The organism is Bacillus sp. SIMBA_026, assembly GCF_046535335.1.
Lineage (GTDB): Bacteria > Bacillota > Bacilli > Bacillales > Bacillaceae > Bacillus > Bacillus velezensis.
In genome coordinates, this window is the sequence record NZ_JAWRWX010000001.1 from 356,648 (window position 1) to 369,202 (window position 12,555).

The 12,555-nt window shown below is 46.8% G+C and carries 13 protein-coding genes; all 13 read left to right on the forward strand.

The window, feature by feature from the left end; genetic code table 11:
- Positions 1 to 12 precede the first annotated feature (12 nt).
- The 13 genes from SB847_RS02025 to SB847_RS02085 all read left to right on the forward strand — a co-directional run bounded on the left by SB847_RS02025 (position 13) and on the right by SB847_RS02085 (position 12,555).
- Entirely contained in the window at positions 13 to 165 is a 153-nt protein-coding gene (locus tag SB847_RS02025) for a hypothetical protein (RefSeq protein WP_015239684.1), read from the forward strand.
- Positions 153 to 5,198, forward strand: coding sequence for a transglycosylase SLT domain-containing protein (locus SB847_RS02030; RefSeq protein WP_410562689.1), 5,046 nt, complete (start codon positions 153 to 155; stop codon positions 5,196 to 5,198). The genes SB847_RS02025 and SB847_RS02030 overlap by 13 nt, the downstream gene beginning before the upstream one ends.
- Entirely contained in the window at positions 5,191 to 5,850 is a 660-nt protein-coding gene (locus SB847_RS02035; RefSeq protein ID WP_410562687.1) for a LysM peptidoglycan-binding domain-containing protein, read from the forward strand. The genes SB847_RS02030 and SB847_RS02035 overlap by 8 nt, the downstream gene beginning before the upstream one ends.
- Before the next feature lie 13 nt (positions 5,851 to 5,863).
- Positions 5,864 to 6,841, forward strand: a complete 978-nt coding sequence (locus SB847_RS02040) for an XkdQ/YqbQ family protein (protein WP_265972139.1) — start codon at positions 5,864 to 5,866, stop codon at positions 6,839 to 6,841.
- On the forward strand, positions 6,841 to 7,107 hold the full coding sequence (locus tag SB847_RS02045; RefSeq protein ID WP_007610818.1) for a DUF2577 family protein: 267 nt from the start codon (positions 6,841 to 6,843) through the stop codon (positions 7,105 to 7,107). Before SB847_RS02040 ends, SB847_RS02045 begins: the two co-directional genes overlap by 1 nt.
- A gap of 103 nt (positions 7,108 to 7,210) precedes the next feature.
- Complete coding sequence (locus SB847_RS02050) at positions 7,211 to 7,636, forward strand: DUF2634 domain-containing protein (protein ID WP_003154825.1); 426 nt, start codon at positions 7,211 to 7,213, stop codon at positions 7,634 to 7,636.
- A complete protein-coding gene (locus SB847_RS02055) occupies positions 7,629 to 8,675 on the forward strand; it encodes a baseplate J/gp47 family protein (RefSeq protein ID WP_406527978.1) in 1,047 nt (348 codons plus the stop codon). Before SB847_RS02050 ends, SB847_RS02055 begins: the two co-directional genes overlap by 8 nt.
- Positions 8,659 to 9,237 carry a YmfQ family protein gene (locus tag SB847_RS02060; protein ID WP_032874599.1) on the forward strand — a complete coding sequence of 193 codons (579 nt, stop codon included), beginning with the start codon at positions 8,659 to 8,661 and terminating at the stop codon, positions 9,235 to 9,237. The genes SB847_RS02055 and SB847_RS02060 overlap by 17 nt, the downstream gene beginning before the upstream one ends.
- Entirely contained in the window at positions 9,234 to 9,506 is a 273-nt protein-coding gene (locus tag SB847_RS02065; protein ID WP_015239690.1) for a hypothetical protein, read from the forward strand. The genes SB847_RS02060 and SB847_RS02065 overlap by 4 nt, the downstream gene beginning before the upstream one ends.
- Positions 9,507 to 9,508: 2 nt before the next feature.
- Positions 9,509 to 11,098: a hypothetical protein gene (locus SB847_RS02070; RefSeq protein ID WP_410562681.1), complete on the forward strand. Its 1,590-nt coding sequence runs from the start codon at positions 9,509 to 9,511 to the stop codon at positions 11,096 to 11,098.
- Between the two features lie 12 nt (positions 11,099 to 11,110).
- Positions 11,111 to 11,536, forward strand: a complete 426-nt coding sequence (locus SB847_RS02075; protein WP_410562678.1) for a hypothetical protein — start codon at positions 11,111 to 11,113, stop codon at positions 11,534 to 11,536.
- Positions 11,537 to 11,539: 3 nt separating this feature from the next.
- Positions 11,540 to 11,737 carry an XkdX family protein gene (locus tag SB847_RS02080; protein WP_007610833.1) on the forward strand — a complete coding sequence of 66 codons (198 nt, stop codon included), beginning with the start codon at positions 11,540 to 11,542 and terminating at the stop codon, positions 11,735 to 11,737.
- Positions 11,738 to 11,793: 56 nt separating this feature from the next.
- Positions 11,794 to 12,555 carry a phage portal protein gene (locus SB847_RS02085; protein WP_101669645.1) on the forward strand — a complete coding sequence of 254 codons (762 nt, stop codon included), beginning with the start codon at positions 11,794 to 11,796 and terminating at the stop codon, positions 12,553 to 12,555.

A 12,555-nucleotide genomic window follows, 5' to 3' on the forward strand; every position in this document is an offset into this window, starting at 1 on the left:
CTCTATTACGCGATGCATGAGCTTCATTATTCTCCATCAGAACTGAAAGAGTTATATGAAGCACCGAGACATTTTAAGGCGCTGTTGTACGGTTTAATCGGTTACAAGCTGGACATTCTTGAAAAACAAGCGAAGAAAGGGGGAGCGACATCATGGCAAAGCTGACCGCCCGTTTTGAATTGGAAGATCGGGTTTCAAAGAAAATAAGGAAAATCCAAAATGGCTTCAGAGCGCTTGAGAAATACAGGAAAATGACAAAACGCCAAAGTGAAATTGATATACGCAAAGAGAGTAAATCTGTTTTAAGAACAATTGACCGCATCCAGCGCTCTATGAAAAGAAAGCTGGGCGCACAAATGATCTCTATTTCAGCTGAAGACGGAGCCAGTGCCGTCATTCAAAAGGTGCAAACCCAATTAGCGGGTCTGCCTGCGTCTTTAACCGTTAAAATAGGAGCAAAAGACAGCGCGACAGCGGCATTTGAGAGATTGCGGGATCTGGCTGCGGGTTTTAAAGGATTTACCGTTTCACTGTATGCGTCAGACGAAGTGACTCCTGCCATGGAACGTATCAAACGCTACATGCAATCTGCGTTAAAGAACGGGTACTCTGTCACTATACGCGTCATAGATCACGTCATGACAACAGTCGGCCGAATTTCAGCGGGCATTGATTCGCTGACGGGAAAAAACAATGTCATTCAATTATCGTTAAACGAAAAGGTGACAGCACAGCTGGCTGCAATGCAAAAGAATATGCCGGACGTCGGAAAAGCTTCTGCATCTGCTGCTCCTGCTTCGCCGAAAAACGATTTTTCAATGCTTGACTCCATTGCAGACACCTTCATGAAAAAAGTCAATGACATCGCATCCAAATTTTATCCGGAAACAATCATAGCGGAACTGGATAAATTCGCTGCAAGCTTTATGAAGAAAGCGGACGAAATCGCGAGTAAGTTCAGCCCTGCAACGATTTTAACCGAACTGGACAAGTTCACGACCTCATTCATGGGAAAAGTGGACGAAATCGCAAGCAAATTCAGTCCTGAGACGATTTTAGCAGAGCTGGACAAGTTCACGAGCTCATTCATGGGAAAAGTGGACGAGATCGCAAGCAAATTCAGCCCTGCAACGATATTAGCCGAACTGGACAAGTTCACGACCTCATTCATGGGAAAAGTGGACGAAATCGCGAGCAAATTCAGCCCGGAGACGATATTAGCCGAACTGGACAAGTTCACAACGTCATTCATGGGAAAAGTAGACGAAATCGCGAGCAAATTCAGCCCGGAGACGATTTTAGCAGAGCTGGACAAGTTCACGACCTCATTCATGGGAAAAGTAGACGAAATCGCAAGCAAATTCAGTCCTGAGACGATATTAACCGAACTGGACAAGTTCACGACCTCATTCATGGGAAAAGTGGACGAAATCGCAAGCAAATTCAGCCCTGCAACGATATTAGCCGAACTGGACAAGTTCACGACCTCATTCATGGGAAAAGTGGATGAAATCGCGAGCAAATTCAGCCCGGAGACGATTTTAGCAGAGCTGGACAAATTCGCTGATTCGTTTATGAAAAAAGTAGACGGGGTCGTGAGTAAATTCAGTCCGGAAGCCATATTGAAAGAGCTGGATAAATTCGCTGATTCGTTTATGAAAAAGGTAGACGGGGTCGTGAGTAAATTCAGTCCGGAAGCCATATTGAAAGAACTGGATAAATTCACTGATTCATTTATGAAAAAGGTTGATGACGTTGTCAGCAAATTCAGTCCGGAGACCATATTGAAAGAGCTGGATCATTTTACTGATTCGTTTATGAAGAAAGTCGACGACGTTGTCGGTAAATTCAGTCCTGATAAGCTAATCGACCGCGCCGAACAATTTGTAAATGACACGATTGACCGAATTTCTGAGAAATTCGATTTTCTCAATCCGGATAAGATCTTGGAAAAAGTGGAGCAGTTTACATCCTCACTGTTCGGAGGCATTGATAAAAAGTTCGGCAAATTCAGTCCTGATGCGATCATCGAAAAAGCCGAGGCATTTGTTGATAAAATTGTCAGCAAGATTGCAAAGAAATTTGAGAATTTCAGCCCGGACAAAATCATCGAAAAAGCCGGGGAATTAATAGAAAAAATATTTTCAGGAATCGCTGAAAAATTAGGCAAACTCAATATCGGCGGATTATTAGGAGGCGGCACGAAAAAAGAAAAGAGTAAGGGCGGCCTTTCTGCCGGCGGCACCAACAGCCCGAAGCGTCCTGATCTGACAAAGGGTCCGCAGCGCACGGCAGCACCACCAAAATCTTCAGGAAAGTCAGCCAAAAAAACCGGCGGGGCTTTGGGGGGCTGCTGCTGCTGTACCGGAGTGACGAGGGGCAAAAGCAGTAAAGTCGAAGGGCGGAATAAATCTTCAAAACGAGGTTCATCCGCAAAGGGAAGCAAACAGGCATCCGTAAATACGCCGAAAACAAAAGGGGCAGGTAAAGGCATCGGCGCGCTTTTGAAAGGCTTAGGAGATTCAAAGGCGCTAAAAGGCGGTATGAAAGGGTTAAAAGGTGCCGCTAAAGGAATTCCCGGCATAGGTGAATTGTTATCACTTACTGATTTAGCCGGCATCAATAAAGATAATGCAGGAGAGAAGGTCGGCTCAGCAGGCGGCGGTCTTGCCGGAGCCGCGGCCGGAGCGGCAATCGGCAGCGTTGTTCCCGGAGTGGGCACATTAATCGGCGGCGCGGTAGGCGGCATCGCCGGCAGTTTAGGCGGTTCCAGCTTGGGAGAGGCCTTTGATTCAGGGGCTTTGAAAGACACGTGGAATGATATTTCCAAAGCGGCGCAAAGTGCTTGGACAACAATACAAGATACTTGGGGAAGCGTTTCATCCTGGTTCATGGAAAATGTATGGACGCCGGTGTCATCAGCTGTCGTCGGAGTGGCGACAAGCATCTGGTCAAATATCGTGAATGCGTGGACAACGATTCAAGGGATTTTCAGCACGGTGTCATCCTGGTTCATGGAGAATGTATGGACGCCGGTTTCATCGGCTGTCGTCGGAGTGGCAACCAGCATCTGGTCAAATATCGTGAATGCGTGGACGACGATTCAAGGTGTCTTCAGCACAGTATCCGGCTGGTTTATGAGCACGGTGTGGGGGCCCGTAAAATCAGCTGTCGTCGGAGTGGCAACGTCCATTTGGAGTAAAATTACAGGAGCCTGGGATAAAATTAAGTCCGTTTTCAGTACGGTTTCCGGCTGGTTCATGGATACTGTCTGGAATCCGGTGAAAGACATGGTGAAAAATGTAGGTAAAGGAATATCAGATGCTTTCCAGACTGCTTTAGATACGGTAAAGGATATATGGAAAGGGTTAAGCGGCTGGTTTGAGAAACATATAAAAGAACCTCTTGTAAAAGTGGGAACAGCCATATCAGATGCTTTTTCTGCAGCATTCGACTGGGTGAAAAAGATTTGGGATAAAACCGGCGGCAAAATGATTTCAGGCATAATGAATTTTGTCACAGGAGGCGGCGGAGATAAAAAGAAAAAACCGGACAAAAACGCCACAGGAGGCTACATTACAAAACCGACCATTTCCTGGATTGGTGAAGCCGGTAAAGAATTTGTCATCCCCGTCGACAACAATCGCGGACGCGGAAAGATGCTGCTTTCACAAGCTGCGTCTAAGCTCGGCATGCGTGTTGTCGATGATATGGGCGCGGCTTCGGCTCAGTCTTCTGCTGTTCCGGCGGGAACGGGCGGTGTTTCTTCTTCTGCATCTGTGTCGGCCGCAGCGTCTGTGGATTCTTCCGGATTTGCCGGGACGGCTTCATCACTCGGCAAACAGTTTACTGAAGGCTTTGACAGCGGAATCAGCAAAAAAGCGGTGGATATGGACGGCTGGAAGGAAAAAAACATCGGAACGCCGTTCAATGCCCTCATTTCGTCTTCATCCGGTTACGGAAAGCAAGTCGTTGCGGGCTATGCCAAAGGTCAGAATACTTCGCCGACGGGCACCGATTCATTTTTAAAAACAAAGGTGAAAACACCTTATCAATCGGCGGTTAACCAATCGTCATCATGGGGCGCCGCAACGGTGAAAGGATATTCGGCCGGACAGAATGCAAAAGATACGGGAACGTCGCAATACGTAAGCACACATATCAATAAACCGTTTGTGCAATCAAGAGATTCCGCGAACGGCTGGGGGTCAGGCCTGATCGGACACTTCGTATCAGGGATGACTGCAAAAGGAAGCGAAGTCAAACAGGCGGCCAAAGATATGGCCAAAAAAGTCGAGGACGCATTCAGGGAAGAGCTTGATATTCACTCTCCTTCCCGTGTCATGATGAGTCTCGGACGCTTTGCTTCAGTCGGCGTCGTCAAAGGGCTCAGCTCAGTTGACGTGAAAAAATACGCCGAAAAACAGGCAGGCTCGCTTGCAGCAGCCTTTTCCGGCATGGGTGCAGCGGGAGGAAGCGTCAAAGAGTGGCTTTTGGCCGCAATGAAAGCAACCAATACGCCGATCAGCTGGCTTCCGGGATTAATGACGATCGCACAGCATGAGTCAGGCGGCAACCCTAATTCCATTAATCTATGGGACAGCAACGCCAAAGCCGGACACCCGTCACAGGGGCTTATGCAGACGATTCCAAGCACCTTTGAAGATCACAAAGCGCCGGGCATGAATGATATCAGAAACCCAATTCACAACGCCGCTGCCGCTATCGGCTATATTAAAAGCCGATACGGCTCGATCAGCAATGTCCCCGGGATTAAAAGTATGGCTCATGGAGGCCCTTATGTCGGTTATGCCAATGGGGGTCTGATTACCAAGGAGCAGATCGCCCGTGTCGGCGAAGGGAACAAACGAGAGTGGATCATCCCTGAAGAGCGGGGTATCCGGGGCCGTTATCTGCTGCAAAAAGCGGCTCAAGCGCTCGGCATGGAAGTGTCCGATCCGTCCCAGACGGAACCGGCGGCGCTTTCAGCCGGCACGGTTTCCGCAGCCGTTAAAGGCGGCGGCCAAACCGTTCAAAAAACGGGAACAAAAGAAATTAAAATCGAATTCAGCGGCGATCAGCATTTCCATAACGGACAGGACGCCGACGGCCTCGCCGCCAAAATCAAACAGGCGCTGATTGATGAACTGCAAAAAGACATTTATACCGGAGCAAAGGGGGCTGTTGCTTTTGACTAAATCTGTTTACGAATTTTGGCTGTCTCAGGGAAAGGACAAGCTTCGGCTTCCCATTCTCCCTGAAGCGATTGATATCGCAAACAGCGTGCAGAATGATTCCGTGAAAGTCACCGGACTTGGAGAGGTGACGTTTATCGAAGAACCGGGAGCGAAAGAAATTTCGTTCTCTTCTTTTTTTCCGAAACGGTACAGCCCGATTGCCGAATATCAAAGCATCCCTTCGCCGGAAAAAGCCATTTCAGACATTGAAGCATGGATGAAAGCGAAAAAACCCGTTCAGTTTTTGATTACAGGGACAAAAATCAATGTCACATGCAGCATTGAAAGTTTCAATTACAGTGAAGGTGACAATGAAATCGGCGACCGGAATTTTGATATCGTACTGAAAGAATATAAAACCGCTTCGCCGAGAAAAATCAAACAAAAGAAAAAAACGAAAGCGAAGCGCCCGTCCAAAGCTTCACCCAAAACATATACCGTCAAAAAAGGGGATACGCTTTGGGACATCGCCGGCAAGTTTTACGGAAAACACACGGAGTGGCGGAAAATCTGGAACGCGAATAAAACCGCCATGATTAAGCGCAGCAAACGGAATATCCGGCAGCCGGGGCATTGGATCTTCCCGGGGCAGAAGCTGAAGATACCGCAATGAAACGGGTGAAAAGATGATTGAACTATTTGTCATAAAAGAAACGGAGTGGCTCGAGCTTGTCACAGAAAGCGTAACGCTGGAAGGACACAGATATCAGGCGCCCCGTTCCATCGAAGCGACGATTGTCGTAAAGCAGGGCGGCCAGACGTATTACGGCGTATCAGAAGGGGATACGGTTTTGTTCAAATGGAACGGAAAAGAACTGTTCCGCGGCATTGTCTTTGCAAGAACGCCCGATGAGCATACCGTCGCCTTCACCGCATACGATATGCTTCAATACCTTGTGAAAAACCAGGACGTTTACGTGTTTTCCAACAAGCGCGCCGATCAAATATTAAAAAGGATCGCCAGCGATTTTCAAATTCCCGTCACATCCATTGCTAACACAGGCCATACCATTAAATCACTCGTTTTTAAAAATGATACAAGCCTTTACGATATGATGCTAAAAGCGTTAAAGCAGACAAAAAGCCAGACGGGGCGCAATTATCAGCTCTATTCAGAAAAAGGCAGGCTCGGCTTGCGTGAATGGCCGGAGCCGTCTGACATATGGGTGCTGGAAACAGGAGTTAATATTACAGGGTATCAATACAGCACCTCAATTGATGACACCGCAACCCGTGTCGTCATGCGGCTGCAAAAAGACAATAAAACGATAAAGGCTTCCGCCTCAGACAGCGCGGGCATGAAAACATTCGGCGTTTTGCAGTATACCGAAACGGTTTCTGACGACATTAACGAAGCTCAGCTGAAACAGCGCGCAAAAGTGAAGCAGGCTGAGAAAAAAGGCGTTAAGAAAGAGCTGAAAAATATACAGGCGATCGGTATTCCTGGGTTGGAAAGCGGGTTGCCTGTCTATATTTCAATTCCGGAAATCGGGCTGAAGAAAACCTATTATGTAGATACGGACCGCCATGAATTCCAAGGAACAAAACATACCATGACGATTGACGTCACGGAGAAAAATTCACTGCCGGAGGGGACATCCTGATGAGATTAAGTGATGCCATTAAACATTTAGCCGTCGGAGCGGTTGACGCCGAAGCGCCGGTGGAGCTGATGCCGGCCGAAGTGACCTCCGTTTCCCCGCTCGAGCTGAAACTGAAAGATCACGACAAACTTTTGATTCCGTCTGATGCACTCATTGTGCCGAAGCGGCTGAGATCCGGAGAAGATGATCAGCTCCAGGCGGGAGATCGGGTGATGACCGCCGCTTTAACAGGAGGACAGTCTTTCTTTGTACTGGACAAAATTTAACCGGCATCCGGACGGAGATGTACGAGAATATCAGCCTATTAAAGCCGCTTCATCTGCCGAAGAGGGCTTTTTTACATGAACAAATCTAAAAGGAGCGGGTGCAATGGCCCTGACACCGGAAATCGAATTTGAAGATTTGGAGGATGCGAGTGAGGCCGTTGAGACTTCACAAACCTACCGAATTGATTTTGAAAACAACCGGATTACCAATGAACTGATAAACGGACTGGACGCAATCAGGCAATTCGTCTATATCGCTCTTCACACAGAACGGTATTCATATTCGGTTTTCAGCCATGATATCGGAAACGAACTGCAGGAAGTGCTTTCAGATCAGAACACGACGGATGCTTATAAAAAAATGGAGATCCCAAGACTGATAGAAGAAGCCTTGCTGTATGATGACCGTATTTTGGCCGTTACCAATTTTGAGATTGAGAAAAAAGATGATGCCTTCATCGTCTCTTTTACCGTTGAAACTGATGAGGGCATGCTTGAGATAGAGGAGGTGCTGGGTGAGGATGTTTGAAGCTCAGACGTTTGACGACATTATGGACAGAATGCTGGCGCGCGTTACGGCGGATATTGATACGAGAGAAGGCAGCGTCATTTACAATGCGCTCGCGCCTGCGGCCGCTGAGCTCGCAAAGTCATATATTTGGCTGGATACCGTGCTGGAGCTTGTGTTTTCCGATACGGCTCAGGGAGAATTTCTGGACAGGCGTGCTGCTGAAGCGGGAATTGAACGAACACCTGCCACAAAAGCGGTCAGAGCCGGAGAATTCACAGCGGGCATCACCATTCCGCCAGGCTCCCGTTTCTTTGTTGATAACCTGTATTTTCAATATACGGGGGATGGAACGCTTGAATGTGAAACAGCCGGTGAAGCGGGCAATGCCGGCATTTCAGGGCAGAACCTGCTGCCGCTTGAAACGATACCCGGGCTTGAGAAAGCAGTCATGCGTGATATATTAATTCCCGGCCGTGAGGAAGAAGATGACAACAGCTTAAGGGCGCGCTATTTTACCCGTGTCCGCCGGGAGGCAGTCAGCGCAAATAAACAGCACTATAAACAATGGGCCGAAGAGGTTGACGGCGTGGGCAGGGCAAAAATCTTTCCGCTTTGGAACGGAGCCGGAACGGTGAAGGTTGTCATCACAAATGCGAATTTGGAACCGGCATCAGATATTCTGATCAAAAAAGTAAAGGATTATATTGATCCGGACGAAGGGCAGGGAGAAGGACAGGCGCCGATCGGAGCGGCAGTAACGGTGGAAAGCGCCGTATGGAAGGAAATCGAAATCTCCGCTTCCGTGCTGCCTGAGCTGAACAGCTCGATTGATGACGTAAAAGCGGAGATTGAAAAAGGCGTCCTGAATTTATTTAAGAAAATGGCCTTCGAAGAAAACACCGTCCGTTTATCACAAATTAACAACATTGTTTATAACTCGGCATCCGTCAGTGACTATGCCGATATCAAAATGAACGGTGCGGCGGAAAACCTCGTGCTCAGTGATGTGGAAATTCCTAAACTCAAAGAGGTGACAATCCTTGAGCAGACTCGATGAGATGACGGCGTACCTCCCGCCGTTTTTAACCCGATTAAAGGAGATGGCACAACTGCTTGAGGCGGAAGCTCCTGAGTTTGAGCGGCAGAATAACGACATTTTCGATTTGACAGATCAGCTCTTTATCACGACGGCGACGTGGGGGCTTGACCGCTGGGAAAAAATATTAAAAATACCGCGGGAATCAGGTGACACGGAGGATATGAGACGGCTCAGGCTGATTTCCAAGATGTCGAATATTCCGCCCATCACACATCAAGCGATCGAGCAGGCGCTAAACCGTTTTTTAAAACATCCGTCAGCTTACGTTCGGATGTTTCCAGGGCAGTATCGTTTTTATGCCGATATCGGCCTTGATGACCTGCAGCACATGAACGAGCTGATTGAAACGCTTGAAAAGATCAAACCCGCTCATTTGGCGTTTACACTGAGAGCCGCATTAAACGAAACACTGGAAATCAAAGACCGGGTCATTCTCAACAATCGGAGATACCGAAAAGTCAGTGAACTGAAGGTCGGTTATTCCGTCACACTCAACAATAACGAGGTGGTCTTACCATGATATCAGCCGCTTACAGACAGCGTGCCGCAGCCGATCTGAAAAACAGGATCACAAAAGTGCTGTTAAACGGCAAAGAAACTCCGATTGCGGATATTTCCGTAAAAGATGCCGCAGTCACCGTTCTCACACGCAGGGAAGAAGACATCAAACACATTGAAACCGTGCAGATGCTTGACGAAACAGGAAGCGTCATCACAGAACGAAAAACAAATTTAGATCTCAGCAATAACAGAACGCTTGATTTAAGATTTACCTTTGAGGTGGTGTAACGATGGCTTACGAAGAAAAAACAGACTGGCTTCCGGACGATCCGATTAACGAAGATGACGTCAACCGCTGGGAAAAAGGCATAAAAGACGCCCACACGGATCTGGCGGCCCATAAAAACGACATGAACAACCCGCACAAAACGACAAAGGCGCAAATCGGCCTCGGAAACGTGGACAATGTCCAGCAGGCAGCAAAAAAAGATTTTGATCAGCACAATCAAGATCTGGACCGGCATGTGACGAAGGAAGAGCGCCAAAAGTGGAATAACGGGCAATTAACAAAGCTGACGGATGATTCAGGGAAATATTTAATAAGTATACAAGATGGCTTGGATTTTCATCAAATTGTAGACCAGCTTAATCAATCTTTTTTCTTTTACACAAATAACACGGGAGTTCATACTCCTCCGCTTTCCACCAGAGGCTTATATATCGGATTCAAGTCTTATGGTGAGGCTCTGGCAATGGATTATGAAGGAGGCACATGGAGAAAAACCCTTAAAGCTTCCGGCTGGTCTGATTGGGTTCAGTTAGAAACTTCGGAAGGCGCCCAAAAAAAAGTCGATGCCCACACAAATCAGACTGATATCCATGTAACGAAAGCTGAGAAGGATACATGGAATGCAGGGCAGCTGTTTAAAATCACCGCTGATAACGGCACGCAAAAAATCAATTTAACTTCCGGCTCGTTTTATGACTCGTTAAAAGATGTTGGTTCTGTAACTTTTTACGGAACCAATGCAGTAACAGACAACCCGTCAAATACGAGTCTGCGAGGTATGCAGTTAGTGGGGCAGCCGGGAATAGGTAATGGTTATGCTGTAGACGTGAAGGGTAATGCATGGTGGTTTTATTATAACTCTAATCAAACAGCAATCAATTGGTATCCAATTGAATCCATAACTGGAGCACAGTCAAAGGTCGATGCACATGCGATAGATTCATCAATTCATATAAGTCCTATCGAAAGAGACAAATGGAACGGCGGCCAGTTGGCGAAGTTGACAAAGGATGATGGGAGACGAGCACGATTAGAAAACGGATCAGACATACTGGCGCTGAGCTCGGGGTTTTATTGTGGAATGGGTGCTCAGCTGAAAAACAATCCGGTTGAAAATGATAATTCCTGGTTTAACTATGATGTGGTTGAGGGGGAGTCAGGGAGGAAGTCGATTTTAGCTTGGAGAAGTTACGATAACAATGTATGGATTGCAACTGTTCATACAGACGGTGTTTTTAAGGGGTGGAAACGTCTATTTACTGAAGAGGATTTTAATAAAATAACTTGGTATGATTTAACGCTAATTAATGGACATAAGGTTGGCGGAAGAAAACCTCAGTATGCAGTGTGGGGCAACCAAGTATTCACCCGTGGTGAAGTGGTTCCTCCAGACTTCGATAGTGTTTTTGCTGTACTCCCCGCTGAAGCTCATCCTTCAACACAGAAAGCAATGACTGCCACTTTCTTTGGAACAACGGGGGTAACAAAATATTATGCCGAAACAACGGGTGAACTGAGATTTAGCGGAAAATTCGCTAAAATAGAGGAAAATATTACAGGGATTTCAATAGATAATAATTTCACTATGTAATGAGGGATGAATATGCAAGTCTTTTTGTATGATGAGAATTTTTATTTTCAGAGGCCTGAAATCTTAGACAGTACATCAAGTATAATGCCGCAAAACTCAACAACCATAAAACCTCCGGACGGCTTATGGAGACCGCAGTTTGATGAAGTAAATAAAATTTGGAACGAATCTGCTGATCAAGAATATAAGGAAAATCAAAAAAACAAGTATCAGGATGTGGTGGAGCCGGATCCCATTGTGGAACAGTTGAAAGAAATCGGACAGCAACTGGCAGATGAAAAACTAGCGAGAAAACAAGCAGAACAAGCTCAAAATGCTTTAGGTGTACAATTGTCTGCCGAAGTGGCAGCAAGGGAGAAAACAGAGATGTTGAATAAAGCTTTAGGTGAACAAATAGCGTCTTTAAAACTGGAATACTTAAACGTAAAAGGAGAATAAAAAATGAAGAGACTTAACTTTTGGGTTTACGCTTTGTTTTATAAGTGGGCCTCAATAGAAATGGTAAAACAGGCTATGGGCTATGATGACTGCTCTGCCGAAGATCTGGCGGAAGGTGTGGCCGCGAAGTATATCACGCCTGAGGAATTTCAAGAAATAACGGGTGAAACATACGAAAATTATAAAAATGCTGTGTCATAAGCCAAACGGCTTTTTTTATTTGTCATTTTTAGTAAATGAGAAAAGGAGGACGGCCGATGAAAAAGCATTCATTTGAATTTCCCGCCGATCAACTTGGCAGACCCGGCGCAGTAAAAGCTTATCGCGGTAACAAAAACGATTATGTCACACCGGTTGCTGATTTGTCCGGAATGGCAGAGCTTCTTACCAATACGCCGCTAGAAGCGATTGAAGTTTACAGCCAATTCGGACAAGACCGTTTAGGAGCCGTCTTAATAGACAGAGCACAGGGGTGGGCTTATTCGGACCGCAGCGGAACTCTTTTTATCGAAGAGAGCGAGGATAACAATTCGTGGACAGCTTCACATTCTCTCGCAGTAAAAGGCGGAGTGCTGACCGCTTCGGGGTGGGTCTGCCTGACAAAACGATATTACCGGTTCCGTTTTGAAAATGGAAATCAAAAGCAGTCCGAATTTGTTTTATACCAATCTGTCGGTACGGGCGGTGATATGGCGTTTTCATATACAGACGTGATTTTTCATGAAAATGCAGCAGAGGCGGGCGAGGGAAGCATCTTCTCGGCGGGCGCTTGGAAAAAACTTCTCGTCGAAATCACCGGCACGGCTGAGTCGGGCCATGTCGCGTTTTGGGGGAGATCCATCTCGGGAAAAAACGTGCCGATCAGAGGAATCAGGTCTGAAGACGGAACATCAGCAGCCGGTACATCAGGCACAGACGAAGTGTGGTCATTTGATATTGCCGGTTTTAAGGAAATCATCATGGAAATCAAAAGCATTTCCGGCGGGAGCCTTTCTGTCAAAGGCACGGCATTTTCTTAA